We start from the raw sequence: 25,367 nt of genomic DNA on the forward strand, positions 1-25,367 counted from the left end.
GTTGCGAATTCGGGTCTTTTTTAAAGAGCGAACAAAAGCAACAGAGCAACAACAAGTGCGAACAGCGCGATGGCTTCAGTCAAGGCAAATCCAAGAATGCCAATACCGAAAACTTCGCCGCGAGCCGCAGGGTTGCGTGCGATAGAGGTTACAAGTGCAGAGAAGATGTTACCAATACCAACACCAACACCAGCAAGAGCGATAACGGCCAAACCGGCACCGATCATTTTTGCAGCTTCTACTTCCATAATCATAGTCCTTCCATGAGTTTTTACACAGTTTCGTTCAATTCACACCGCTGTAATTTACCAGCGGATTCGGTTGGGCCTCTGCGCCTAGTGTAGGTGCAGGGCGTCGTTCAAATACATACAAGTAAGGATGGTGAAGACATAGGCCTGCAACGCCGCCACCAAAACTTCAAGGCCAGTCAGGCCGATCAACGCGACAAATGGCAATAGCGAGCCAGCCATTGCAAGACCGCCTGCACCTGAAATCATCACGGCAAGGCCAGCAAAAACTTTCAGCATTGTGTGACCCGCCAGCATGTTGGCAAACAAACGAACAGACAGGCTGACAGGGCGGACAAAATATGAAATCACTTCAATCACGATTAAAAACGGGATCAGCACTTTCGGCGCACCGGCTGGTACAAAAAAGCTGAAGAAATGCAGACCATGTTTGCACAAGGCGATTATCGTCACGCCCACAAACACAAAGGCGGCCATCGCAAAGGTCACGATGATCTGCGAGGTAAAGGTGTATGAATAGGGGATCAGCCCAAGCATATTGCCAAACAGCAGAAACACAAACAGCGTGAAGATGAACGGAAAGTAAGGGCGGCCCTCACGGCCAACGTTGCTGCGCACCATTTCGGCAACAAATTCATACATCATTTCGGCCATACCCTGCATGCGGCCTGGCACCATATCGGCGCGGCGCATTGCGCTGATCAGGAAGATCGAGCTGACACCAATGGCAAGCAGCATAAACAGGCTGGAATTTGTGAATGAGACATCATAACCACCAAGCGACAGTTCGACCAATGGCTTGATCTCAAACTGTGCGACCGGTGAATGCATTCCTTCAGAATTGCTCATTGCCTGTCAGCTCCCTTAATCGTCTTTGCCTGATGAGTTTTTATGCTCATCGAAATAACCAGCGGCCAATCCACGGCCGGTAAATACACGCCATACATTCAACATGCCAGCGATCGCGCCCATAAAGAACATCACCAGCAAAAACAGCGGCGACGTCTCAAGCCATCGATCCAGCGCCCATCCGATAAAAGCACCAACCATAACACCGGCCACAAGCTCGGTCGCAACGCGCCCCATTATCGCTGCCATGCCTTCGGGAAGGGCGGATCGGCTGGGCCGGTCTTTTTCTTCCCGCTGCGCCTGCAGCTTATCCAGACGACGGTCAATATCCGCAAGACGTTCATTGTCTCTTTGCGAGTCTTTTTCGTTCATCTGGTTATCCAATCCTTGAATGCCGTTTTAGATGCGGCCGGATATGGCGGTTTGTACGAAGCTGTTCCTCTGCTTTTCCTTTACCGAATTAGGCAGGCATTTTGTCGCTGTTATCCCCAGCGACCGCCCCTACCGAAATCGCGCTCAAAATAGGGGGGTGGGTTGGTCTTTGTCAAGCCTTCAATGGGTGTTCTTTTGCCGCAGATTTCTGCGGATTAGCTGGCTTGGGGAAATGGATTGTTTTTATCAGCCAAAAGCAGCCGCTAAGCGACCGCAGTGTCACGGATTCTCTCGGCTGTCTGCAGGTCAACCGACACCAGCTTGGAAATGCCGCGCTGTTCCATGGTGATGCCGAAAAGCCGGTCCATGCGCGCCATTGTCATGCGGTGATGGGTAATGACAAGGAATCGGGTGTCGGTTTGATCACAAATATCACGCAAAAGGTCACAGAATCGCACGACATTCGAATCGTCAAGCGGCGCATCCACTTCATCAAGAACGCAAATTGGCGCTGGATTGGTCAAAAAGACCGCAAAAATAATCGCCAATGCTGTCATAGCCTGCTCACCGCCAGATAAAAGCGATAGTGATTGCAACCGTTTGCCGGGTGGGCTTGCCAGAATCTCTAGCCCCGCCTCAAGCGGGTCATCGGCATTGGTCAACTGTAATTCAGCGTTACCACCGCCGAATAGCTTTTTAAACAGACGTTTGAAGTGATCATTCACTTCGCCAAAGCTTTTGAGCAGGCGTTCCCGCCCTTCACGGTTCAACTGGCTGATTGCGGAACGTAACTTGCCAATCGCTGCAATCAGATCATCGCGCTCGGTTTCCATGCTGGTGATCCTCGCCGCAACATCCTCCATCTCGGCCTCGGCTCGCAAATTGACGGGCCCGATATTATCACGTTCACGGATAAGACGGTGAACCCTCTCTTCCAGAACATCCAGACCACCAAGCGCCGCACCATCCTCTACACCGGCAATTTCGGCAACCGCATCCGGGGCGCAGTTCAATTTATCCTGAATCCGGTCTTTTAATTCGGCCAGCGCAGCATTGCAGCGTTCCTCGCCAGCTTCGGCGCGGATTTGGGTTTCGCGGGCAGTCGCCATGGCGTTATCAGCATCACGCTGCAATGATTCGGCCTCGTTAAGGCTGGTTTCGGCAAGGCGCAGCGCGTCGGCAGCGCTTTGCCGGTTTGCCTCGGAAATCTCCAGCAGGTCACCGATTTCAAGTCGCTGTTTCGCGAGTATTTCGGGAACAGCCTGCAGCCGCTGTTGTTCCTGATTACCATCAGCAAGTCGCGCTTCCAGCTCGGCGATGCGGCTGTTTGCGCCATCGAGGCGTTGTTGCCAGGCGCTGGCTTCCTGCGCGCAGCTGGCTTGGCGGCGGGTGGCGGTTCCGATGACATCAGCAAGGCGTGATTCCGCCTGCATTGCCTCGGCAAGTGCGGCCCTCGACGCCTCGGCAGCTGCTCTGGCATCGGTTTCAGCAACGCCAAGCGCAGCATCATCGGCAAGCGCAGATATTTCTACATCGCAGCTGGCAAGCGCTACCGATAATTCATCCAAGCTGGTGTTTAATTCGCCAGCACGCTCCCGACCAGCCGCTAGTTTCAACGCATCGGACTCGGCGCGGCGGCGGCTGTCACCAAAGGCTTGTTCCGCCTGCATACTGTTAGTACGGCAGTTTTGCACATTCTGGCGCGCGGTGCTAAGCGCGGTTTCGCTAGAACTGGCAATTGTGCCACTTTGATCAAGTTTTTTTGAAGCCTTGTAGGCATCATTTTGCAAGGCTTCAAGCCGGCGGCGTTGGCGAATCCGCTCGGCGCCCTTGTCAGATTGATTGGCATGACGCACAAACCCGTCCCAGCGCCATAGGCTGCCTGATTTGGTCACCACTGCTTGTCCCGGAAGGAGGCTAAATTGTAATGCCTCTGCACTGGTCGCATCATCAACGACACCAACGCCAGCAAGTGATGCGCTCAACGCCGGTGCGCCGCTAACAAAATTGGCAAGCGGGATCGTTCCATCAGGCGGCGACAGGCGCGGCGTGCTGCCGTTCCGCCAGAATTCCTGATTACCGCTGTCGACCGGCGCCGATAATTCATCCGCCAGATAACCGGCCAGCGCCGTTTCCATACCATCGCGAACTGATAATTGATCGGCGATGGGGGCTGATGCTTGATCACCAAGATCGGCCAGCAGATATTCCAATGCGTCAATTTCGGCCTGAAGGCGGGTCATGTGCGATTCGCTATCACGCTTGGCGTTTAGCGCAGTTTCCGCGGCGGTAGTGGCATCGGTCAGCGCCTGTTCAGCCGCTTCCAATGCTGACTTTGCTGCCATGAAATCAGCCTCGGCTTCTTGTTTTTCCCGATCTGACTGGCCGGCCGCTGCAAGCATAGTCTCAAGTGATAATTGCGACAGCGCGTTCGTTGCCGACTGGATCCGGGCCTCTAAATCCTGTTTGCGGCTGGTTAGGCTGTTGCGGGTGGTCGCGGCGGCGCGAAGGGCGGCACTCGCCTCGGCGAGACTGGTTTCATTCTGGCTGGCAGTAAGGCGGGCGGCGTTTAGAATATCGCTGGCAGCTGACTGTTTTGGCGCCGCCTCAGTGATCTGCATCGCCAATGCGTCGGTTTCCTCGGCAAGCCGTGCAATAGCCGCTTTTGCATCATCAAGAAGACTGGTCTCTCGGGCGATGTCTTGGGTTAACTGGGCTTGGCGGCTGGCAAGCTGGGCCAGCGCATCGCTCACGCGCCCTTCTTCGCGGTCCAGCTCTTCACGGCCAAGGGCGAGGCGCTGATATTCCGCCGCCTTTTCCGCCTCGGCAGCCCGCAGGGGCGGCAGTGAGGCGGCAATCTCGCTGCGTGCGGTGGCACTTCGTGCGGCGATTTCGGCGCGGGCGCCAACATCTAGTCGTGCCGCTGCCAACGCGGCTGTTGCCGCATCTAGATCCATTTGGCCAGCGGTCCAGCGGGCCAGCAGGAATTGCGCCTCGGCTTTTCGGATGCGATCGGCAACCGAGCGGTACCGCGCCGCTTGGCGTGCCTGTTTGCGAAGCGAGTCACGTTGCTCACTCAGGCCAGCAATAACATCATCCAAACGCTCAAGATTTGTCTCGGCAGCACGAAGGCGTAATTCAGCCTCATGTCGGCGGGCGTGCAGGCCGCGAATATTTGCCGCTTCTTCAATTAACGTGCGGCGGTCAACCGGCTTGGCACCAACAATCGCGCCAATACGGCCTTGGCTGACGATGCCGGACGATCTGGCGCCGGTTGCGGTATCAGCAAACAGCAACTGAATGTCACGCGCCCGCGCCGGTTTCGCGTTCACGTAATAACTGCTGCCTTTACCGCGTTCAATTTTGCGCGTTATTTCCAGCTCATCACTATTGTTGAATTCGGCTGGTGCCTGACGCAGATGATTATCAAGCTGTAGGGTGATTTCGGCGAGATTGCGCGCTGGTCGTTGTTCCGTGCCGCCAAAAATCACATCATCCATTTCGCCGCCACGCATCTGACGAGCCGAGCTCTCGCCCATGACCCAGCGCAGGCCTTCAACAATGTTCGATTTGCCACAGCCGTTTGGCCCAACGATGCCAGTCAGGCCGGAATCGATATCAACCTCTGCCGATTCCGCAAAGGATTTGAATCCGGCCATTTTCAGGCTTCGAAAAATCACATTAATAACCTGTTATTTTGGAGCCTTTGGGTCAGGCGTCCGTTGCATTTATCTTGGCAGCGAAATCTTCATAGGACAGATCGCCAGAAATGATGGTTTTACTATTCACCACAAAGGATGGAGTCGATTTGACACTCCAGCGTTTATGCGCGTTTTGACGCATCTCAACAATCGCTTCGAGAAGTCGCCGGTTGCCCATAACAGCGTCAAAATCTGCCTTGCCCATTCCGGCCAACCTTGCCATCTGTGCAAGGGCCGACAGCGGGTCCGGATTACGAGCCCACCGATCAATATCTTTCAACAGCATTGAAACCATTGGGAAATATTTGCTCTCGGGCAGGGCGCGCGCCAATGCGTGAGCGCGCAGCGCGATCTGGTCTAGCGGGAAAGGCTGCATCTCAAAACGAACCATACCAGTGTCGATTAGCCGCGTTTTCACATCTGGAAACGTCTTGTTGTGAAAGCTGGCACAATGCGGGCAGGTCATGGAAAATAATTCGACAACCGTGATCGGTGCATCTGCTTTGCCGAGAACGCGGGGCGATGTCACATGCTCAATCGTTACCTCAGCCGCAAATCCTGCGGTTGGTACAAGCATCATCGCGGCACCTCCAAGGAGGAGCGAACGGCGGTCGGTGGTTAAATCTTTTAGGTTTTCTGTCATCATGGCCTGATCATAATCCAAGGGTAAAACCGGGGCAATGCGCGATTTCGTTGCAGGGCTAATTAATTTGGTAGTTGGCTTGTTGGTGGTTGGCTTGGGGAAATCTGGCTATCCATGTGGGCCATTCACTCTGGCTGCCCGCAGTGGTGATCAATGTTCAGCCGCATCTTGTTTTTTAGCCCAATCATGTGTTATCAGCGTCATGTGTTATCAGAATTATTAACGGGGCCGCCAAGCCGCCGCAGCGCGGCACGTAATTCCGGCGATTTGATATCTTTCAGCTTTTCATCAAGTGCCCAGATATCGGCCGCATCCGAAATTGCGGGGGTCTTTTGGTCAGTTGGCCCACTGCCCGGCGGGGCGGGTGTTTGGGCGGGAACAAGGCTTTGCACAAGACTGATGCGGCCAACCGCCTGATAGCCGAAGGCGGCATTCACCTGATCAATAATTTGGGCGGACATGGCTTGGGCCTGTGGCCCGCGTCCTGATGCGATCTGCAGCTTTAATGTTCCATTATTTCTGCTACCGCGCGGAAATTGAATATCTGCTGGCCGGCACCAGTCGGCAATATCGCCAACAATTTCGGTCCAATGTGAAATCAGGCGGCTGATCGCAAAGCCGCGTTCCTGCGCCGATGGGGCAATCATAGGATCTATCATCGTGGATAGCCGCCGCATTTTATTCGATCGGTTTTTAGGCGTTTTGACCATAAATTATTGTGCCGGTTTCGTTATTTGTTGATCTCGATAAGACGGGGGCTTCGGGTGTCTTGACCCGCTCGCCCAATACTCTAGCATGACCACTCTTCGAAGCAAATCATGGTGATTGCCGGATCATCGCAACAGCCGGTTAAAGGTAAAGCCCAAACAACATGAACCCAAACAATATGAGTGGCCGGGGCAGAACATCGCGTGGTTGAGACAAAGTTAGAGACATTTCCAATTGCCGCCCTTTATCGCTGGTACGACCGGCACGGGCGCGATCTGCCGTGGCGGCGACGCTGGCCTGAACTGGCGCCAGCCTATCATGTGTGGCTGTCCGAAATTATGCTTCAGCAAACCGTTGTGGCAACGATGATCCCGTATTTCCTTGATTTTACCCGTCGGTGGCCAACGATAGGCGACCTTGCCGCAGCGCCATTGGATGATGTGCTGTCCGCATGGGCGGGTCTTGGTTATTACGCTCGCGCCCGCAATCTTCATAAAGCTGCCAATATGGTGGCAGATAGGTGGGGTGGCGATTTTGCCAATTACCAAAAACCGCAGTCTGATTCGGGCGCGCCGCAGGCTGATTCGGGAGATATCGTCGCTGGTTTGCGCCAGCTTCCGGGGGTTGGCCCCTACACAGCTGGTGCGATTGCGGCGATTGGCTTTGGGCGGCAAGCTGTGGTTGTTGACGGTAATATCGAACGACTTTTTAGTCGCTATTTTGCCATCGAGACGCCGTTGCCAGCGGCGAAGGTCGAAATTGCCGATGCCTATCAACGGATTTTGCCGGTAAACCGCCCCTCTGATTGGCCGCAGGCGTTGATGGATTTTGCCAATGCGGTCTGCACGCCGCGCCAGCCAGCCTGTGCGAGCTGCTGTTTTGCCTCGTCCTGTCAGGCATTGGCAAAAGGGATTGTTGATAAAGTGCCGGTTAAGCCCGCAAAAGCGGCAAAGCCAGTTCGCCGCGCCATCGCGTTTGTTGCGATCAATGATCGGGGAGAGGTTTTCTTGCAGCGCCGCCCAGAAAAAGGTCTCCTTGGCGGTATGCTGGCATTCCCCGAGACTGGTCTTGCCTCACAACAGGCCGATCGCAGCCTTAATCAGGATAATGCGCCATTTCCGGCCGATTGGATTTTGCTTGATGAGCCGGTATTGCACATATTCACGCATTTTGCGCTGGAGATGAAAATCTGTATCGCCCGGGTGAAAGATGCCCCTCTCAGCAATACCAGCAATGCCAGAAATATCAGCAATACCAGCAATGCCAGTCATTCTGGCCATTGGGCGCCGCCACGTCCAGCTGATCTGCCAAGCCTGATGCGCAAAGTCTGGAAAGCCGCGGCCGCCAGCCTGTCACCGTCAGAGCGTCACCGCTGAGGCGATCTGATATCGACGGGTGACAATCAGATTAATGATTGAAATGCCGCATGCCGGTGAATACCATCGCAATACCGGCAGCATCCGCCGCTGCAATCACTTCATTATCCTTGACCGATCCGCCGGGCTGAATAACTGCGGTTGCACCAGCTGCGATTAATGTTTCTAGACCGTCAGCAAACGGGAAAAAAGCGTCCGATGCTGCGACCGAGCCGATTGTACGCGGGTCTGACCGGCCATGAATTGCCGCGATATCTGCAGCCTTTTGAACGGCTATACGTGCAGCGTCTACCCGGCTCATCTGACCGGCGCCAATGCCTGCGGTACTGGCGTCATTGACAAACACAATGGCATTTGATTTCACGTGTTTGGTGACTTTCCACGCAAACAGCATATCGGAAATTTCGGCCTCGGTTGGGGCGCGTTGGGTAACGATCCTAAGGTCGTCCACGCCGATTATGCCGGCGTCACGAGATTGTGCCAGAAAACCGCCAGCAACCGATTTAATCTTGATTGCGCTGCTGCTGCGATCTGGCAGGGCGCCGGTGATCAATAGCCGCAGATTAGGTTTTGCCGCCATAATGGCCTTGGCCTCATCGCTCGCTTCGGGTGCGATCACAACTTCGGTAAAAATACTGGCGACAGCTTTAGCAGTTTCAGCGTCAAGCGGCCGGTTCATCGCGACAATGCCGCCAAAGGCACTGACCGGGTCGCAGGCCAATGCGTGCTGCCACGCGGCGCCGAGATTATCACCGCTGGCAACGCCGCAAGGGTTGGCGTGTTTGATGATGGCAATCGTTGGCTGGTCAAACTCGGCAACCAGCTCAAACGCGGCATCGGTATCATTAATGTTATTGTAGGATAATGGCTTACCCTGAATCTGCTCTGCCGAGGCAACGCCCGGTCGGTCTTGACCAGTTTTATATAATGCAGCCTGCTGATGCGGGTTTTCACCATAGCGCAAATCAATGATTTTACGGCCCGCGGTTGAGGTGATCTCTGGCAGCTCTTCGCCAAAGCTTGATGCCATCCAGCCCGAGATCGCACTGTCATAGGCGGCGGTGCGGGCAAATGTTTTGGCGGCGAGACGCTGTCGAAGCTCAAGCTCGGTACCGCCATTTTTGTCGATGGCGTCTGCAACGCTGGCATAGTCGGCAGGGTCACAAAGAACGGTCAGGAAATCATGGTTCTTTGCCGCCGCCCGCAGCATCGCAGGCCCGCCAATATCAATTTTCTCAACAAGCGCCTGCCGGTCACGCGTCTGCCGAAGCGTCTCCTCAAACGGGTAAAGATTAACCACCAACAAGTCGATGCCCTCAATGCCTTGGGCGCTCATTGCTGCAACATGGTCATCGAGGTCGCGGCGCGCCAAAAGGCCGCCATGAATCTTGGGATGCAGTGTTTTCACGCGCCCGCCCATGATCTCGGGAAAGCCAGTTACCTCGGCAACATCTGTAACGTTTAGACCGGCATCACGAAGCAGGCTGGCGGTACCGCCGGTTGACAGAAGTTCAATTTTCGCCGCGGCAAGCCGCGTGGTAAATTCAATGAGGCCGGTTTTATCAGAAACCGATAGAAGGGCGCGGCGAATGGGAATAGAGGCGGGAGATGTCATAATATTGGGTGCCAATCCTGCGTGGCAGAGTTTGTGGATTTAACGCGGCCTTTATGGCCGAGCTTGGCTGGAAAGGCAATTGCCGATCTTGATAAAACAGCTGCCCCCTGCGTCGGTGCCGCTGATCACGGGAATATATGGCTAGTTGCGGCGCCAGCCAATGCCGCAATACCAAGAAGCCAGAAAATGCCGACATTGCGGCCAAAGGCAAGCCATGCACAAAGCGCGGTAATTCCGATGACGCGAAAGTCAAAACTTGCAAGATCAGGCAGCAAAACCCGGATCATTCCAAACGCCATGATATCGGTCTTGGCAAACATTAAATGCAGCGTGAACCAAACAAATAAATTGGCAATTACCCCGACAACAGCCGCCATGATGCTGGCTAATGCGCCTTCAAGTCGTGGCTGATGGGTTAGCCAGTCAAGATAGGGTGCGCCAGCAAAAATCCATAAAAAACAGGGAACAAATGTCGCCCAGAGTGCAATCGCGGCACCGGCAATACCAGCGATGATGCCAGCCTGTTTGAATGCTGCCAGAAAGCCGACAAATTCGGTCACTAGGATCAATGGTCCGGGCGTCGTTTCGGCGAGGCCAAGCCCATCCATCATTTCGCTTGGCTTTAGCCAGCCAAGCTGTTCGACAACCGCCTGCGCCATATAGGCAAGCACAGCGTAGGCACCGCCAAATGTCACCACCGCTAGCTTGCTGAAGAAATAGCCAATTTCGGCCAGTAATGGCGCCTTTGCAAAAAGATCAATCGCCAATAGAGGGGCCCACCATACGACGATCCAAATCAGGATCATTTGGATTGTGTCCTGCGTTTTCGGCAATGGTGGCGGTGTGGTTGATTGGCGTTGGCTGGTGCTGACAAAACCATAAATTGCCGCCAGCGCAATAATCAACGGAAATGGCAGGGCAAGGGCGAGAATACCGCAAAACCCCAAAGCCGCAATGACCCATTGATGTGCTGCACGCAAGGTCTTTTGGGCAAGGCGAATCAGGGCTTGTGCCACAACCACCACAATGGCTGCTTTTACCCCTAAGAAAACCGCATCAACAAGACCAAGGCTGCCGAAATAAACATAGATCAACCCGAGGCCAAGCATAATGAAAGCGCCGGGCAACACAAACAGCAAGCCGGCAATCAAGCCACCAAGAACACCGTGCATCCGCCACCCCGCATAGGTCGCAAGCTGCATGGCTTCGGGCCCGGGAAGCAGCATACAAAAACTCAAACCGTTCAAAAACTGAGCTTCGCTGAGCCAACGGCGTTCGGCAACAATCATTCGGTGCATCAGCGCAATCTGCGCCGTTGGACCGCCAAAGGATAATAAGCCGATTTTGCCCCAGATCGTACTTGCCTTCAATAAAGGGGGGATCGGCGATGGTGGCGCGGTCGAAATTTTGGCCGAGATTTTAGATGAGGCTTTCATCAAAGATATAAACTTTCCGTCACTATCATCGTTTTGCTGTGGAATTCTTCGGCCGTGGGCAGGTTTTTACGAGCAGCGACCAGATATTTTAAGCTTGGGTCATTTTAAATCGGGTCGTTTTAAATCGGGTCATTGCGTTGAAAGGCCCATTTCACATTAACCGCGCCAATTGACCGGATATCGGCAAGCGGCGCATTTAAGACAATTTGCTGGCAGTTCATACGCCCGCTTGGATCAAAAAACAGCGATGTATCCAATGATACCGCCGCGCTGCAACGGAATACCCAGCCAGCCCGATTACCCCGAATCTTTATCAAAATCCGCTGATCTCGAAGCATAGCCGCGGTTACGCGCGGATGTAAATGAAACCGAATAACCGCCAAACGGGCAATTTCGCCCGGTGCGCCGGTATATTCTAACTGGTCAGCACCACGAAGATTGCCGCCGCCGGTCGACAGATAAAGTTTACGATGATGAATGATACCGTGTGATTGCTCATAGCCTTTGTGGCTGGCAACAGCCAACAATCCGCCTTCGGCTGGCCCCATTTCAATATTGTCAACTTCAGCAAACCGGCCAGCATTAAAATCAGACGAGTTTTGCCCATCAAGGGTCAGCGTGGAATGGGCCTTGGTTGAACAGAGCAGGCGTTGCAAATTTGGATCATTGCTGGCCTGTCCCGGATTGATAACCAGTAAATTTTGTCCAACAGCAAATTCAAACCCCAAGGTGCCAAGCCCGGCTACCTCGGCATCGGCTTCGGGCTTGCCGACATCCATAATGATTGTCGAGCGGCCTGACGAAAACCGCAGAAAACCGCTATGGGGTGCTTGTTGTAACAGCTTGCCTTTCTGGCCAGCGCGCGCCAATGTTTCCTCGATTATGTTGGGATTGGAAACGCCGGCACCGTTAAACCGCGCAAACTGGCCATCCGCATGACGCCACATCCGGCAGATTGAGCCCATTTTGGCAATCGTTCGATCAAGCCACGCCAATTGTTCGAGTTCATTGGCAAGGCCGGTATTCCGAATTTCGATCAGGTCGCGCATGACCGCCAGATGCTTGTCCGCCATCCGGCTTTTATGGCCGCCATCGGCATAGAGCATGCCATCAACCAACGGCACCAAAAATTCCATCAGATTGTCGAGATCATCAGCATCAGCACCAAGCGCAGCCTCGGCAATGATTAATCCGCGCAGTGCGGTTACGCGGGCGTTGTGATCATGCAGACGTTTCCAGTCAATCGCTAAACAGCTTGCTTGCAATCGAATAGACTCGCTGATTAGCTGCTGAAACGCCTCATCACCAGACTGGCCATACCAATCGTAACAAAACACCAGAGTGGCAAGCCGCTGTCCCATGATATCGGGCTGCCAGCTTTTGGCGGTCCAGCGGCTGTTCAGCTTTAGCCAGTTGGTGATTAAACTTCGTGCGCGGCTGCGAGCCTGACTGCCGCCAAAGCTGCGCAGGTCGCGCAGCCAATCAAAATTGTCAAACCCTTCGCTGGTGACCCGCCAGCTTGATCCGCTGGTCATGATCTGCGAGCCTGTACTGGCTGATCCGCGCCAATGATCGGCAAAGCCGGTGATGGGCTCAATCTTACGGGCGGCGCGCAAACTCCACAAAAACAGGCCCGAATGTCGAAACAGCTGCTCAAGTCTGCCGACGCGCCATTTATCCGGTTTTTTGCTCAGTTTTGCCATAACCGCCTGTTTTTACGTTCCTGTCGTTACGCCCCTGCTGCTGCGCCCCTGTTGTTACGTTTCTGTTGTCACCCCCCTAACGGCGTGACTATCCGATTATGCTATCCTAACGATATTAACCGCGCGATAAAAAACCCATCAACCCCGCCAATGTCTTCATAGTCACTTGGTAGAATGCGAACATAGCCCTGATCGGTGATCGAGCGCGCAAATATGCCAGCCTCTTCAGGCGTGACCGGATCAATGGCAAAGCGTCCCTCGGCCGCATCCATAGAGGCGTCGATAATGTCTTCGCCTTCTTCTGGTTGTAGCGAACAGGTCGCATAGACCATGCGGCCACCAGCCCGAAGCCAGCCAAGCGCCGTGGTCGCAAGATTCCACTGAATTTGTTGTAATGCAACGATATCTTCGGCTTCACGCTGGTTCAAAATGTCAGGTCGCCGCCGCACGGTTCCAGTTGCCGAGCAAGGAGCATCGACAAGCACTGCATCAACAGGTATTTCGGGGGTGTAGGCAGCGCCATCAGCAAGCACCAGAGTGGCTGGAAGTTTAAGCCGTTTCAGATTGCGGCGCAGACGGTCAAGGCGTTTGCGGCTATTATCAATCGCGGTAACCTTTGCGCCAGCCGCAATCAACTGTGCAGTTTTGCCGCCAGGTGCCGCACATAAATCAATAACATCTTTATCAGTAATCTCTCCAAGCAAGCGCGCTGGCAGCGCTGCGGCGGCATCTTGTACCCACCATGCACCATCCTCAAACCCGGCCAGTAATGACGGGTCGCCATCAAATTCACGGCGCAGCGTATGATGGTCAATGACGCGGGCCTCCAGCTTTGCCGCCCAGCCCTCGGCATCGGCCTTGACTGAAATATCAAGCGGTGGCGGCAGCATCGCAAGGCCGGCGATTGCCGTTGCTTTTTCAACGCCCCAATAATGCCGCCAGCTTTGTTGCAGCCAGCCCGGCAGATTATCCATATGGCTGGTCGCATCAAACAGGGCTTCACCTTCGCGGGTGAGGCGGCGCATCACCGCATTGGCTAGTCCGCATAGCCGGTCAAATCCGGTTTGGCGCATTAATTCAACAGTGCTGTCAACGGCGGCGTGCGCGCCGGTTTTTAGCAATAGGATCTGTGCCGCGCCCATCAGCAGAACAAAATTGGCATTGGCCTGCGCACCGAACGGTTTGCGCGAAACCAGCGGGGCAAGCACCTTTTCCAATTGCCCGCGATGCCGCAGGCTAGTTGTTGCCAACAACCGCACAAAACGGCGATCGCGATCCTCAAGTTTCGGCAGATCAGGGTTGGATGACAGCGCCTTATCTAGCTGCACACCCTCGTCGACGGCGACCAGCAGATCATAAACAATGCGGCGACTGGCTAGGCTGGGTGGGGTCGGTTTTTTTGCCGCAGCATCTGGCTTCTTTGCCGCCGGTTTTCTGGATGGTTCTTGTCCTGCTTTGCCAGAACTCTTGTCAAAACTCTTGGCTTTACCCTTGCCTGCGGCATCGGCGGTATTTCTGCGCGGCCTATTCGCGTCGTTTTTCGATGCTGGCTGGCGTGAAGGCGGCACCTTTGATGCGCGGTTTTCGCTATTGTCTGATGGTTGCGGTTTGCTGGCGCGCCCGGACGTTTCCAAACGCAGCAAAGGTTTGTCGAGGCGTGTCGGGGTCGATGGGGTTTTTCGATCAGACATTGAAAATTCCGCTGGATCAGCCGCATAATATAGCTGATATCTTGTTTTTGGCAGTTTAAAGGGGCATATACCCAAATATGGAAAGAGACAAGAAAAACACGCCATTGCCGGCCGCCGAGATGCAGCCAGAGCTGGTGCAAAACACAAATGATCCGGCCAAACAGAACGATGCTGGTGAAATGCCGCCCGAAATTAATGGCCCAAAAGGTCCTGAGCCAACGCGCTATGGTGATTGGGAACAAAAGGGACGCTGTACCGATTTTTAGGCGTTTGGCTATTTGCCTGACCAGTAGGTAAGATGAAGCGATGACACGGGTAAAATCGGGTATTTTAGTAAGTGCGGCATTACGCTATGCAAGCGCTAACCTGATCGATTGTGTTCTGACGCGCCGTGGTGATGCTGATGCTGGCGCGATTTTTGTGCATATTGATACGCTGGATGGACGGCATAAACTGCTGGCACGCAGCCTTGATTTCGATGGCAATTATGTGTGGCGGGTTATCACCAGCACAGAATGGGTCGATGCTCAAGCCGCCGAGGACAGGCTTGCTGCTGAAATGAAAATGGATAATGATGCGTTTATCGTTGCCATATGTGACGCAAAGGCGCGTAATCCGTTTGATCTGCTGTGAGTTGGCAATTGCTGCAAGGATGCGTATAAAGCCCTCATGACCAAGCACCAGAAAACAGATGTCATTGACCGCCGCCTTTGTGTGGCCCCAATGATGGATTGGACTGATCGGCATTGCCGCGTCTTTCATCGGCATCTTGCGCCGAATGCGCTGTTATTTACTGAAATGGTTACAGCGGAGGCGATTATCCATGGCGACCTTGAAAGATTGCTTGGTCATGATTTGATCGAGCATCCGCTGGTTCTGCAGCTGGGTGGCAGTCAGCCGGAACGGCTAGCGCTGGCGGTTCAGCGGGCAGCGGAATGGGGTTTTGCCGAGATTAACCTGAATGTTGGTTGCCCATCTGATCGTGTGCAATCGGGCAGGTTTGGTGCCTGCCTGATGGCCGAGCCCGAATTGGTGGCGGAGTGCTGTGCGGCGATGATGGCGGCAAGCGCGCTGCCGATCACGGTCAAATGCCGGATTGGCATCGACGATATGGACGCCGAGGCTGGACTGGACCGGTTTATAGATCTGGTCGCAGGGGCTGGGGTTGGGGTGTTCTATCTTCATGCCCGCAAAGCGTGGCTAAAAGGATTGAGCCCCAAGGAAAACCGGAATATTCCGCCGCTTGATTATGATCGGGCCCGCCGCCTTGCATCGCGCCGCGATGATCTGGCAATTATTTTGAATGGCGGCTTGGAAACGACTGACCAAATCGCTGTTGAGCGGGATGGGTTTGCTGGTGTCATGCTTGGGCGTGCAGCCTACCGGACGCCTTATCTTTTAACTGCAATTTCCGATGATTTTTTTGCCGCAACGCCGCCAAGTCGGCAACAAGTGGCCGAGGCCATGGCCGACTATGCCGACAAAATGACGGCAAATAATGTTCCGCTTCATAGTATTACGCGTCATATGCTTGGGCTTTATGCAGGGCAGCGCGGTGCCAAACATTGGCGCCGGCAACTAGGCGAGCAGGCGCGCCTTGCCCAAGATGGCGGCGGCTTTATTCGCCAGACTGTTGAAGAATGCGAAATCTTGGCCGCAAGATTGGCAGCATAGAGGTTGGCTGCATAAAGGTTGGACGATTTATATGTTGTGATGGCCTCTGCGGTCGATGCAGGACTTACCGAATAATGTCGATGTTTGAAATGATGGAATGGTTAAAAATATGAACGATCAAACCCCGTCGGTTAAATCTGACAACGCGGCTAGCCCGCCGTCAAATGGGCGGCGTATGCTGCTGGATTTTGGCCCTCTTCTGCTGTTTTTCGGTGCCAATTACCTCTATAGCGATCTGATGTTTAGTGTGAAGGTGCTGGTGGCGGCAACCGTGGTTTCGCTGGGCATAAGCTGGGTTTCTGAGCGGCGAATACCGATGATGGCCGCGTTTGGCTGTGGCGCGCTGGTGTTTTTCGCCGGATTGACGCTATATTTTGACAATGAGCTGTTCATCAAGGTCAAGCCGACCATCCTGACCTTGATGTTTGCCGCAGCGATTGCCGGAGGGCGCGCGCTCGGCCGGAACCCGCTTGCCGCGATCATGGGGACACAGATCAAGCTGACCGATGCGGGTTGGCGCATGATGAGCTGGCTGTGGGTGGCGATGTTTGGCTGTTCAGCGCTTGCCAATGAAATTGCGTGGCGGACGCTCAGCACTGATGCATGGGTGACCTTTAAGGTGTTTGGTCTTACCGGTATTTCGCTGGCCTTTATCGTGATTAGCTTGCCAATTATTCATAAGCACCAAATTGTGGATTAATCACCAACGCGACGTCATGATGGCAATGTGGCAGCATTTTGCCGGGTGAAATGTCGTAAAATACGCGCTTTTGTCGATCCAAGTACATATTCGGTCGGCCTGACCTTACATGGTCAAGTTTAGTTTCTTCACATAATTTGAGATTAGAATGAAGAGGGTCAGCGTCACTGCTAACCAAGTTTTAGAATGTGTTACATTTTGGGTTGCCGGAATGAAATTGGAGGCTAGACTGCGCAGACACCGAGCGTCCAGCCAAGAGTTGCGTTAGGGCTAAATGGTCACGGCAGAGAGCTGCCGGTAAAAAAGGAAATGATCATGGCTGATGAAGATGAAATTATTCTAGCTGATTTGGATGATGATGAACTTGTCCAGCAGATGCATGACGACCTTTATGACGGTATGCAGGATGAAATTGTCGAAGGTGTCGAAATTCTACTCGGGCGGGGATGGACACCTTATGATGTCCTGACCAAGGCTCTGGTCGAAGGGATGACCATTGTTGGCATCGATTTCCGTGATGGCATCTTGTTTGTGCCCGAAGTTTTGATGGCGGCGAATGCGATGAAGGCTGGCATGGGTATTCTGCGTCCATTGCTGGCAGAAACCGGTGCGCCGCGCGTTGGAACCATGGTAATCGGCACGGTCAAGGGCGACATCCATGATATCGGCAAAAACCTTGTATCGATGATGCTTGAGGGTGCCGGTTTTGATGTGATTGATCTTGGCATCAATAACCCGGTAGAAAACTATCTTGACGCGCTGGAAAAGCATAAGCCTGACATTCTTGGGATGTCGGCACTTTTAACCACCACTATGCCCTATATGAAAGTGGTTGTGGATGCGTTGGTCGAAAAGGGCATCCGTGACGATTATATCGTTCTTGTTGGTGGTGCACCATTGAACGAAGCCTTTGCCGAATCGGTTGGTGCCGATGCTTATTGCCGTGATGCGGCGGTGGCCGTCGAAACCGCCAAGGAAATGATCAAGGCTAAATTGGAACGTGAACAAGCAGCAGGCTAAAGCTGGTAAGCCAGCGCATCTGCACTTAATTGCGTGCGGGGCGCTGGCGCGTGAACTGCTTGTGCTGATAAATCAATTGCCAGAAGGCGCGGTTGAATTAACCTGTCTTCCGGCATCATGGCATAATCACCCTGAAAAAATTGTTCCCGGATTAAAGAAAAAAATTGCGGCGGCTCGTCGTGACGGGATGGAGATTGCCGTTGCCTATGGTGATTGCGGCACTGGTGGTGAGATTGACGCGCTTTTAGAGGCTGAAAACATTGCCCGGATTGCTGGCCCGCATTGTTATGAGATGTTTCTTGGCAAGCCAGATTTTGACGCTGAAATGGACCAGGCGCTTGGCACGTTTTTTCTAACTGATTACATGGTGCGCCATTTTGAACGGATTGTAATGAAGGGCATGGGGTTGCGCCAGTATCCGCAATTGCGGGATATGTATTTTGCGCATTACACGCGGGTTCTCTACATCGCGCAGACAAGGTCCAAAACATTGCAGGAAAAAGCGCAAAAGGCAGCGTGTGAGCTAGGGCTTGATTACGAATATCGTTATACCGGCTATGGCGAATTTAGCCGCTTTTTGAAACAATTTGCTTAAAGTTGAATTTAAGTTTGACCGTGGGCGTAGATCTGCATAATGGCCGCGCCCATGTAGGTACGGTCGATAATTTTACCCGAAATACAAAAAGGAGCGCCTTATGGCAAATTTGATTACCCTTTTTTGGCGTGATATTCCGGCGCAGGTGATTGCTGAACGTGGCCGCGGCCGACAGCGTGAGCAGGCCAAAATCGAATTGCCGCGACGCTTTGCGATTGCGATTGATGCGGCGGCGATGCGCGATGGTGCCGACTCGACCGATGATTATCTTGCCGAATGGCGGCGCTCGGCACCTGAGGAATGTGGCGAGGATCTCGACGCTGAGGCAGCGGCCAGAGCAGCGGCATTGGATACAGAATATACGCCCGAAAGGGTGCGGGCCTTGGTGGAAAATGGCGGCAAGGCCCCAGCATAGGCGATATTTCAATTGATGTCGTAATCGGCAAACTGAAAGACGCTAGCAAGCCATCTTGGTTTAGGCCAAGCGGCCATTCTGCCGAAAATCAAGTCGATGCTAACTGCCTGTTTTGCCGATGGCGATTGTCGGTCTTTTGGGAATTAGATGACCAGTGGCATCAAGACAACTTGCGAGATAAAGACAAACTGCGGTATTTGGGGGGATAGAATGATAGCTGAAAATGTGAGGTTTAATATGGCGGCCAGTATCCAACAAATCCGGCAAGCGGCCGAAGGCTGGTCAATCGAGGTAACCCCAGCAGGCGCGACTAAAATCGCCAGTTTCGCTGCCTGTCTTGCCCCCGGAACAACGGTCAATGTTACTTTTCTGCCGGGGTCTGACCCGCTGGAAACGGTGGCGGTCACAAAGCGGCTTCACAATGAGGGTATGAAGGCGGTGCCGCATCTGGCGGCGCGTTCGCTACGCGATGCCGATCAGCTTGATACGCTGCTTGCGGCGTATCGCGCCGAGGCTGGTGTTGATGAGGTGCTGGTAATTGGCGGCGGTGTCGACAAGCCGGTTGGTGCGTTTGATAATTCGATGCAGATCCTAGAAACTGGTCTTTTGCAGAAACATGGTATCATGACGGCCGGTGTCGCTGGCCATCCAGAGGGCAGCCCCGATATCAGCGAGGCAGAAATTGCCGATGCGCTGGCGGCAAAAAATGCCTTTGCCAAGCGCGAAGGCATGACGCTCTATATCGAAACGCAATTCTGTTTTGAGGCACCGATTGTGCTGGAATGGGAAAAGCGGGTTCGGGCTGCCGGAAATGAACTGCCAATTCGCATTGGTATTCCGGGGCCTGCCACCATCAAGACGCTGTTCCGGTTTGCGCAGATCTCTGGCATTGGGCCATCAATGCGCTTTATCTCGAAACAGGCACGTAATGTGGCGAAACTGATGACGGTGCAATCGCCGCATCTGTTGCTGTCTGATCTGGCACAGGGCATGGCAAGTGATCCTGATTGTCTGATCGAACATTTTCATTTCTACCCATTCGGCGGCTTTGCCAAGACCGCTGCCTATGCGAATGCAATTGCGGCAGGTCATATTCAGCTTTTGCCAAAAGGCGGGTTTGACGTTGTTGGATCGGCGGCCTAAGGTGGCGGCAATTTCAGGAGATATTTATGACTAAGACCCTTATTTCGTCGCATAAACAGGAAATCACCATTGGCTTTGACTCGCCTTTTTGCGTGATTGGTGAGCGCATTAACCCTACAGGGCGCAAGCTGCTAGCGGCGGAAATGGCTGCGGGCGATTATTCGCGCGTGCTGTCCGATGCCGTTGCCCAGGTCGAGGCGGGTGCCACGATGTTGGATGTGAATGCTGGGATTCCGATGGCAGATGAGCCAGCGATTCTCGCCAAGGCGATCCAGCTTGTCCAAGATACGGTTGACGTGCCACTGGCGATTGATAGTTCAATTGTTGCCGCACTTGAGGCGGGGCTGGCGGTTTACAAAGGCAAGCCGCTGGTCAATTCGGTCACTGGTGAAGAAGAGCGCCTAGAAGTTGTGTTGCCATTGGTAAAGAAATACGGCGCGGCTGTTGTGGCGATTTCGAATGACGAAACCGGTATTTCCGAAGACCCTGATGTGCGTTATGAGGTTGCCAAGAAAATTGTCGAACGGGCTGCAGATTACGGTATTCCGCGTGAAGATGTGGTTGTTGACCCGCTGATCATGCCGGTTGGGGCGATTAACCTTGCTGGCCGCTCGGCGTTGGATTTGATTATCCGGCTTCGCAATGAACTAAAGGTCAATACCACCTGCGGTGCGTCCAATATATCCTTTGGTTTGCCGAACCGGCACGGTATGAACGCCGCGTTCTTGTCGATGGCAGCCGGTGCTGGCATGACTTCGGCCATTATGAACCCGCTTCATGCCGAGGAAATGACGTCGATCATGGGGGCCAATGTGATGAACGGAAATGACCCAGAGTGCCGGCGCTGGATTCAAAAATTCCGGGAACCGGTTGTGCCGGGTGAAGGTGGGCGCGAACGACGCCAGACCCGCCGCCGTCGCAATGCCTAATTAACGCGCGTTTTGGTGATAATCCGATGATCGAGAGCAATGATGAGGCTAATCAAATGACCGGCCCGATCGAGGCTGATCAAGTCGCGCCAGCTAATCAGGTGAAGATTGTCTTTACGCCATCGGGTCGTCAGGGATTTGTGCCGGTTGGAACGCCGGTATTAACCGCGGCGCGCCAGCTGGGTGTTGATATTGACTCGGTTTGCGGCGGGCGGGCGATGTGTGGTCGTTGTCAGATTGACGTTGGCGTTGGTGAGTTTGCCAAGCATGGGCTGAAATCGGCGGCTGATCATCTGGCTGAGGTGACCGCTGTCGAGACTCGTTATGCTGATAAACGCGGCCTTATCAATGGGCGGCGGCTATCGTGTCAGGCAAAATTGTTAAAGGATGCGGTGATTGATGTGCCGCCTGAAAGTCAGGTGCATAATCAGCTGATCCGCAAAGAGGCCGATGGGCGGTCTATTGAGATGGACCCCATTGTACGCTTGTGTTTCATCGAGGTGCGTGAACCCGATATGCATGAGCCGTCCGGTGATCTGCGGCGCGTAATCGAAGCCCTAATGGCACAATGGCCGGATCGCGTTAATGGTGAAATTGCCTGTGATTTGCACGTCCTGCGACAGCTGCAGCCGGTTTTGCGCCAAGGTAAATGGCATATTACCGTTGCGCTTCGTGATGGGCACCAGATTGTCGCGATCTGGCCGGGGTTAAAAGAACAGATTGCCGGTGTTGCGATTGATGTGGGGTCGACCACCATGTCGGCGCATCTATGCGACATGGTAACCGGAACCGTTTTGGCCTCAACCGGTGCGATGAACCCGCAAATCAGGTTTGGCGAAGATTTAATGAGCCGCGTTTCCTATGGCATCATGAATCCGGGCGGTGCGGCGGAAATGACCACGGCGGTTATTAACGGACTGCAAGGCTTGATTGATGGTGCGGCAAAGCAGGCGGGTCTCAGCAGTGATGATATTGTCGAGCTGGTGCTGGTCGGAAACCCGGTAATGCATCATTTATTGTTGGGGATTGATCCGGTTGAGCTTGGCGGGGCGCCATTTGCGCTGGCAGTTGATGCGGCATTAGATGTGCGGGCGCATGAATTGGGTCTTGCGATAAATCCGGGCGGGCGGGTTTATATTCTGCCATGTATTGCGGGTCATGTCGGCGCCGATGCGGCGGCGGTAGTGCTTGCCGAGGCGCCGCAAAAAGTTGATGAAATGACCCTGATTGTCGATGTTGGAACGAATGCCGAGATTGTTGTTGGCAACCAGAACCGGCTGTTGGCGGCGTCATCACCAACCGGACCGGCCTTTGAAGGGGCGCAAATCTCATCAGGCCAGCGCGCTGCCCCCGGTGCGATTGAGCGTATCCGCATTGATAAGGCAACGCTTGAGCCGAAATTCCGCGTCATCGGCGTTGATCTGTGGTCGGATGAGGACGGGTTTGACGCTGCAGTTGCGAAAACCGGTGTCACCGGCATTTGCGGGTCGGGGATTATCGAGGTGCTTGGCGAGATGTATCTGGCTGGAATTATCACGATGGACGGGGTGATTGACGGCACGAAAGCGGCTGTAAATAGCCGGATTGAGGCGGACGATCGCACATTTACCTATCGCATTACTGATACGGTTAGCGTTACCCAGAACGATGTTCGTGCAATCCAGCTGGCCAAAGCCGCGCTTTATGCAGGCTTTCGTTTGCTGATGGATAAAATCAACATTCGCAAGGTCGATCGTGTTGTGCTGGCAGGTGCATTTGGAACGCATATTGACCCGAAATACGCTATGATACTGGGGATGATCCCGGATTGTTTGCTGGAGAATGTAAGAGCCGCTGGTAATTCGGCTGGTGCTGGTGCGCGCCTAGCCTTGTTGAATCAGGCAGCGCGACGCGAAATTGAGGCTGTTGTTCGGCAGATTGAAAAGATTGAAACCGCCGTCGAGCCATCGTTTCAGGATCATTTTGTGAAGGCGATGGCGATCCCGCATAAAAGCGACCCCTATGCAAATCTTGCCGCGGCGGTTGACCTGCCCGAACGGATTTTGACCGATGAGGATGCACCAGCACTGGCAGGCGGGCGGCGGCGCGGCGGCCGGCGGCGCTAGGCCTCTAGGCGATGGCGGTTAAACGATCGCGGTCAAACGATGGTGATAAGGGTATAACCGGCGATTATCTGTTTACTCAGATATAGACCGGTTGGTGTCTTGTAATTTGGCAAGATGCGCAGCGGCTCGCTTGGCGTTTCGCCAGCTTGCGTAATTCAGCCAGCCAAGGCAGATCACGGCAAAGCCATAGCTTGTCCAAATATAGCCACCAAAGCCGCCCATATCAAAAAATTCGGCCATTATTCATCCCCTCCCGGGCGCAGCATCAGCGCGGCAATGCGGCGCTCTGCTAACAAGCTGCGCATCCGCAAGATTACCAAAACCGCAAAATAGGCATGGGCGGCGACAAGCATTAGCACTAACGGGGTCAACATCGATGGATCAATCGCCGGACCGCCGCGACGCAGCAAGCTGGCTGGTTGATGCAACGTGTTCCACCAATCGACAGAGAATTTTACAATCGGCACATTAATCATCCCGACAAGCGCCAATAAAGCGGCTGGCCGGCTGCCACGTTCCGCCCGATCAAACCCATTGGCAAGCGCGATAAACCCCAGATAGAAAAAGAACAGGATCAGCATCGAGGTTAAGCGGGCGTCCCATACCCACCATGCACCCCACATTGGCTTTCCCCATAATGCGCCAGTGACCAGCGTTAACAGCGCAAAAACTGCACCGACTGGTGCAATGGCGCGTGCCGCAACATCGGCCAGTGGGTGTCGCCACACAACATAGAACAGGCCGCAAAGACCAAGTCCGACATAGCCAAACAACGCCAGCCATGCCGCGGGTACGTGAATATAGATGATTCGCACCGTATCGCCTTGTTGGTAATCGGCGGGCGCAACAAACAGGCCCAAATATAATCCGATGGTACCAGTAATCACCGCAGCGGCGACCAGCGGCCATAAGAGCCGGTTGGCAATGCGCATAAATCGTGACGGATTCGCAAGATAATCAAACATGGTGCCGACATATACCTTGTTTTTCGGAGGCTGGAAAGATACCGGAAATTTGGGATGTAGATCTCATCACTCTATAACCCGGTTTCAGTTTCGCCAATTTCAAGAGCGCTTGCTGCGACCAAAGGAGCCAAGGCTAATAGCACGGCAAAAACTGCGCCTAAAAGCATCAGATGCGGGCTGATGATGCCATCCTCGCTTTGCGAGGCTAGCGTGCCGAAAATCAGCAATGGCACCGCTAGCGGCAGGATTAACAGCGCCATTAAGGCACCGCCGCGCCGTGCGCCTTCGGCCAGTGCCGCTCCTATCACCCCCAGCAGGGTTAATCCCATACTGCCGATCAACAATGCGATCAATAATGGCGGCCATTGGATGGTTGGAATATTTAGCATAATCGCCATAACTGGTGTCATGATTAACAGCGGTAATCCGGCGGTCAGCCAGTGCGAGATTGCCTTTGCCAAGGCATACCAGCCCAGCCCAAGGGGGCTTAGGCTAACCTGATCAAGCCAGCCATCGCGCACATCTTGGGCAAACAGCCGGTCAAATCCAGCCAGAATAGCTAGCAATGCAGCAATCCAAACAACCGGTATCCCAAGTGGATCAAGAATTGCTGAATTTGCGCCAATCGCCAGCGGAAATAAGGCGATAATGATTACAAAAAAGATCAGCATGACCCCGAGGTCTTGCCGGTTTTGCCACGCAATCATCAAATCGCGTTCAATTTGTGCTAGGAACGGGCTCATCCAGTTTTCCCTTGAGCCGACGCTGACGACGTTTCGGGCATTATCCCGGCAAGGTGGAGCGAGCGTGGTGTTGCTGCTGCTGCAAAATCGAGATGGGTTGCCGCCATCACCATACCGCCGCGATCTGCATGACCGGTTACAAGCTGGTCAAGACTGTCATTTGAAGCCCGATCAAGGCCGGCATTCGGCTCGTCCATAAGCCACAGGCTATTGGGCGGGGCAAGCGCCAATCTGGCAAGCGCAAGCCGGCGTCGCTGGCCGCGTGATAAAACCCTTACCGGCAGGTCGGAGAAACGGTTTGCGGCAAAACCGGCAAGCGCTGTGTCAATGTCGCTCTCGGGTGCCAAAAGCCCGTTAACCTTGGCCCAACCGACAAGGTTTTCGCGGCCAGTAATGGCGCCGGACAACCCGTCAGTATGGCCAACATAAACCAATGGCACCGAACAGGTGATTGTGCCCTCGGCAGCGCTAAGCCGTCCGGCAATGGTGCGCAGTAACGTTGATTTACCGGCACCATTAGGCCCGGTAAGGCAGCAAATTTCGCCAGCCTGTTGCCGGAACGATAATTTGCTGATGACCAGCGCCATGCCACGAAGCACGCTTAACTGGTCAATGCGCAGACCATCTTCACCGGTCGTGTTGGTGGGCGTCATGGCGTTTCTGGTTTGGGTCTGATTATCCATGATTCATTTCTAGCCGCGCTTGGCCGTGCTGGTCTAGGGGCTTTGGTGTCGCA

25 protein-coding genes are annotated in these 25,367 nt (G+C 54.0%); 11 read left to right on the forward strand and 14 right to left on the reverse strand.

The window, feature by feature from the left end:
* Window positions 1–20 precede the first annotated feature (20 nt).
* The 6 genes from AB8881_10050 to AB8881_10075 all read right to left on the reverse strand — a co-directional run bounded on the left by AB8881_10050 (window position 21) and on the right by AB8881_10075 (window position 6,472).
* Complete coding sequence (locus AB8881_10050) at window positions 21–248, reverse strand: ATP synthase subunit C family protein (protein ID XDZ62880.1); 228 nt, start codon at window positions 246–248, stop codon at window positions 21–23.
* A gap of 87 nt (window positions 249–335) precedes the next feature.
* The gene (locus AB8881_10055; protein XDZ64549.1) at window positions 336–1,079 is read right to left on the reverse strand and encodes a F0F1 ATP synthase subunit A; all 744 of its coding nucleotides are present in this window, start codon (window positions 1,077–1,079) and stop codon (window positions 336–338) included.
* Window positions 1,080–1,112: 33 nt separating this feature from the next.
* Window positions 1,113–1,469: an AtpZ/AtpI family protein gene (locus AB8881_10060; GenBank protein XDZ62881.1), complete on the reverse strand. Its 357-nt coding sequence runs from the start codon at window positions 1,467–1,469 to the stop codon at window positions 1,113–1,115.
* Window positions 1,470–1,732: 263 nt separating this feature from the next.
* On the reverse strand, window positions 1,733–5,149 hold the full coding sequence (locus AB8881_10065; protein ID XDZ62882.1) for an AAA family ATPase: 3,417 nt from the start codon (window positions 5,147–5,149) through the stop codon (window positions 1,733–1,735).
* Window positions 5,150–5,180: 31 nt separating this feature from the next.
* Window positions 5,181–5,816, reverse strand: a complete 636-nt coding sequence (locus tag AB8881_10070) for a thioredoxin domain-containing protein (protein XDZ62883.1) — start codon at window positions 5,814–5,816, stop codon at window positions 5,181–5,183.
* Window positions 5,817–6,013: 197 nt separating this feature from the next.
* Window positions 6,014–6,472 carry a DUF721 domain-containing protein gene (locus tag AB8881_10075; protein ID XDZ62884.1) on the reverse strand — a complete coding sequence of 153 codons (459 nt, stop codon included), beginning with the start codon at window positions 6,470–6,472 and terminating at the stop codon, window positions 6,014–6,016.
* 252 nt (window positions 6,473–6,724) lie between these two features.
* Between AB8881_10075 and AB8881_10080 the strand changes: the two genes are divergently transcribed.
* A complete protein-coding gene (locus AB8881_10080) occupies window positions 6,725–7,897 on the forward strand; it encodes an A/G-specific adenine glycosylase (protein XDZ62885.1) in 1,173 nt (390 codons plus the stop codon).
* Between the two features lie 31 nt (window positions 7,898–7,928).
* On the opposite strand, the gene purH is transcribed toward AB8881_10080, so the two are convergent.
* From purH to AB8881_10100, 4 genes are all read right to left on the reverse strand, one after another.
* A complete protein-coding gene (purH, locus tag AB8881_10085) occupies window positions 7,929–9,512 on the reverse strand; it encodes a bifunctional phosphoribosylaminoimidazolecarboxamide formyltransferase/IMP cyclohydrolase (protein XDZ62886.1) in 1,584 nt (527 codons plus the stop codon).
* 125 nt (window positions 9,513–9,637) lie between these two features.
* Window positions 9,638–10,948 (reverse strand): chromate efflux transporter, encoded by a 1,311-nt coding sequence (gene chrA, locus AB8881_10090; GenBank protein ID XDZ62887.1) that lies wholly within the window; start codon window positions 10,946–10,948, stop codon window positions 9,638–9,640.
* 119 nt (window positions 10,949–11,067) lie between these two features.
* Window positions 11,068–12,651 (reverse strand): heparinase II/III family protein, encoded by a 1,584-nt coding sequence (locus AB8881_10095; GenBank protein XDZ62888.1) that lies wholly within the window; start codon window positions 12,649–12,651, stop codon window positions 11,068–11,070.
* Between the two features lie 101 nt (window positions 12,652–12,752).
* Complete coding sequence (locus AB8881_10100; GenBank protein ID XDZ62889.1) at window positions 12,753–14,342, reverse strand: RsmB/NOP family class I SAM-dependent RNA methyltransferase; 1,590 nt, start codon at window positions 14,340–14,342, stop codon at window positions 12,753–12,755.
* Window positions 14,343–14,419: 77 nt separating this feature from the next.
* On the opposite strand from AB8881_10100, the gene AB8881_10105 reads away from it, so the two are divergent.
* The 10 genes from AB8881_10105 (at window position 14,420) to AB8881_10150 (ending at window position 22,923) form a co-directional block, all read left to right on the forward strand.
* Window positions 14,420–14,608, forward strand: coding sequence for a DUF1674 domain-containing protein (locus AB8881_10105; GenBank protein ID XDZ62890.1), 189 nt, complete (start codon window positions 14,420–14,422; stop codon window positions 14,606–14,608).
* A gap of 40 nt (window positions 14,609–14,648) precedes the next feature.
* Window positions 14,649–14,975, forward strand: a complete 327-nt coding sequence (locus AB8881_10110) for a DUF1491 family protein (protein ID XDZ62891.1) — start codon at window positions 14,649–14,651, stop codon at window positions 14,973–14,975.
* A 36-nt stretch (window positions 14,976–15,011) separates the two neighbouring features.
* Window positions 15,012–16,016, forward strand: coding sequence for a tRNA dihydrouridine(20/20a) synthase DusA (dusA, locus tag AB8881_10115; protein XDZ62892.1), 1,005 nt, complete (start codon window positions 15,012–15,014; stop codon window positions 16,014–16,016).
* 109 nt (window positions 16,017–16,125) lie between these two features.
* Window positions 16,126–16,716: an inner membrane-spanning protein YciB gene (locus AB8881_10120; GenBank protein ID XDZ62893.1), complete on the forward strand. Its 591-nt coding sequence runs from the start codon at window positions 16,126–16,128 to the stop codon at window positions 16,714–16,716.
* 315 nt (window positions 16,717–17,031) lie between these two features.
* Window positions 17,032–17,736, forward strand: coding sequence for a corrinoid protein (locus AB8881_10125; protein ID XDZ62894.1), 705 nt, complete (start codon window positions 17,032–17,034; stop codon window positions 17,734–17,736).
* Complete coding sequence (locus AB8881_10130; GenBank protein XDZ62895.1) at window positions 17,717–18,331, forward strand: DUF1638 domain-containing protein; 615 nt, start codon at window positions 17,717–17,719, stop codon at window positions 18,329–18,331. The genes AB8881_10125 and AB8881_10130 overlap by 20 nt, the downstream gene beginning before the upstream one ends.
* 100 nt (window positions 18,332–18,431) lie before the next feature.
* The gene (locus tag AB8881_10135) at window positions 18,432–18,746 is read left to right on the forward strand and encodes a virulence factor (GenBank protein XDZ62896.1); all 315 of its coding nucleotides are present in this window, start codon (window positions 18,432–18,434) and stop codon (window positions 18,744–18,746) included.
* 210 nt (window positions 18,747–18,956) lie between these two features.
* Entirely contained in the window at window positions 18,957–19,889 is a 933-nt protein-coding gene (locus tag AB8881_10140; GenBank protein ID XDZ62897.1) for a methylenetetrahydrofolate reductase, read from the forward strand.
* A 26-nt stretch (window positions 19,890–19,915) separates the two neighbouring features.
* Window positions 19,916–20,818: a methyltetrahydrofolate cobalamin methyltransferase gene (locus AB8881_10145; GenBank protein XDZ62898.1), complete on the forward strand. Its 903-nt coding sequence runs from the start codon at window positions 19,916–19,918 to the stop codon at window positions 20,816–20,818.
* A gap of 56 nt (window positions 20,819–20,874) precedes the next feature.
* On the forward strand, window positions 20,875–22,923 hold the full coding sequence (locus AB8881_10150) for an ASKHA domain-containing protein (GenBank protein XDZ64550.1): 2,049 nt from the start codon (window positions 20,875–20,877) through the stop codon (window positions 22,921–22,923).
* Between the two features lie 72 nt (window positions 22,924–22,995).
* Here AB8881_10150 and ccmD read toward each other — a convergent pair whose 3' ends face one another.
* The 4 genes from ccmD to ccmA form a co-directional block, all read right to left on the reverse strand.
* Complete coding sequence (gene ccmD, locus AB8881_10155) at window positions 22,996–23,163, reverse strand: heme exporter protein CcmD (GenBank protein XDZ62899.1); 168 nt, start codon at window positions 23,161–23,163, stop codon at window positions 22,996–22,998.
* Window positions 23,163–23,888, reverse strand: coding sequence for a heme ABC transporter permease (locus tag AB8881_10160; protein ID XDZ62900.1), 726 nt, complete (start codon window positions 23,886–23,888; stop codon window positions 23,163–23,165). Before AB8881_10160 ends, ccmD begins: the two co-directional genes overlap by 1 nt.
* 71 nt (window positions 23,889–23,959) lie before the next feature.
* Window positions 23,960–24,631, reverse strand: a complete 672-nt coding sequence (ccmB, locus tag AB8881_10165) for a heme exporter protein CcmB (GenBank protein XDZ62901.1) — start codon at window positions 24,629–24,631, stop codon at window positions 23,960–23,962.
* Complete coding sequence (gene ccmA / locus AB8881_10170) at window positions 24,628–25,314, reverse strand: heme ABC exporter ATP-binding protein CcmA (GenBank protein ID XDZ62902.1); 687 nt, start codon at window positions 25,312–25,314, stop codon at window positions 24,628–24,630. The genes ccmB and ccmA overlap by 4 nt, the downstream gene beginning before the upstream one ends.
* Window positions 25,315–25,367 lie beyond the last annotated feature (53 nt).

It is taken from the genome of Alphaproteobacteria bacterium LSUCC0396, assembly GCA_041228345.1.
Taxonomy (GTDB): domain Bacteria; phylum Pseudomonadota; class Alphaproteobacteria; order Puniceispirillales; family Puniceispirillaceae; genus UBA3439.

Coding starts and splice junctions, on each gene's coding strand:
- AB8881_10160 (XDZ62900.1), bottom strand. CDS start 23,888: ATGTTTGATTATCTTGCGAATCCGTCACGATTTATGCGCATTGCCAAC.
- purH (XDZ62886.1), bottom strand. CDS start 9,512: ATGACATCTCCCGCCTCTATTCCCATTCGCCGCGCCCTTCTATCGGTT.
- AB8881_10145 (XDZ62898.1), top strand. CDS start 19,916: ATGACTAAGACCCTTATTTCGTCGCATAAACAGGAAATCACCATTGGC.
- AB8881_10125 (XDZ62894.1), top strand. CDS start 17,032: ATGGCTGATGAAGATGAAATTATTCTAGCTGATTTGGATGATGATGAA.
- AB8881_10075 (XDZ62884.1), bottom strand. CDS start 6,472: ATGATAGATCCTATGATTGCCCCATCGGCGCAGGAACGCGGCTTTGCG.
- AB8881_10050 (XDZ62880.1), bottom strand. CDS start 248: ATGGAAGTAGAAGCTGCAAAAATGATCGGTGCCGGTTTGGCCGTTATC.
- AB8881_10095 (XDZ62888.1), bottom strand. CDS start 12,651: ATGGCAAAACTGAGCAAAAAACCGGATAAATGGCGCGTCGGCAGACTT.
- AB8881_10120 (XDZ62893.1), top strand. CDS start 16,126: ATGAACGATCAAACCCCGTCGGTTAAATCTGACAACGCGGCTAGCCCG.
- AB8881_10060 (XDZ62881.1), bottom strand. CDS start 1,469: ATGAACGAAAAAGACTCGCAAAGAGACAATGAACGTCTTGCGGATATT.
- ccmB (XDZ62901.1), bottom strand. CDS start 24,631: ATGAGCCCGTTCCTAGCACAAATTGAACGCGATTTGATGATTGCGTGG.
- AB8881_10150 (XDZ64550.1), top strand. CDS start 20,875: ATGACCGGCCCGATCGAGGCTGATCAAGTCGCGCCAGCTAATCAGGTG.
- AB8881_10110 (XDZ62891.1), top strand. CDS start 14,649: ATGACACGGGTAAAATCGGGTATTTTAGTAAGTGCGGCATTACGCTAT.
- AB8881_10135 (XDZ62896.1), top strand. CDS start 18,432: ATGGCAAATTTGATTACCCTTTTTTGGCGTGATATTCCGGCGCAGGTG.
- ccmD (XDZ62899.1), bottom strand. CDS start 23,163: ATGGCCGAATTTTTTGATATGGGCGGCTTTGGTGGCTATATTTGGACA.
- AB8881_10105 (XDZ62890.1), top strand. CDS start 14,420: ATGGAAAGAGACAAGAAAAACACGCCATTGCCGGCCGCCGAGATGCAG.
- AB8881_10140 (XDZ62897.1), top strand. CDS start 18,957: ATGATAGCTGAAAATGTGAGGTTTAATATGGCGGCCAGTATCCAACAA.
- AB8881_10055 (XDZ64549.1), bottom strand. CDS start 1,079: ATGCATTCACCGGTCGCACAGTTTGAGATCAAGCCATTGGTCGAACTG.
- AB8881_10100 (XDZ62889.1), bottom strand. CDS start 14,342: ATGTCTGATCGAAAAACCCCATCGACCCCGACACGCCTCGACAAACCT.
- dusA (XDZ62892.1), top strand. CDS start 15,012: ATGACCAAGCACCAGAAAACAGATGTCATTGACCGCCGCCTTTGTGTG.
- AB8881_10070 (XDZ62883.1), bottom strand. CDS start 5,816: ATGATGACAGAAAACCTAAAAGATTTAACCACCGACCGCCGTTCGCTC.
- ccmA (XDZ62902.1), bottom strand. CDS start 25,314: ATGGATAATCAGACCCAAACCAGAAACGCCATGACGCCCACCAACACG.
- chrA (XDZ62887.1), bottom strand. CDS start 10,948: ATGAAAGCCTCATCTAAAATCTCGGCCAAAATTTCGACCGCGCCACCA.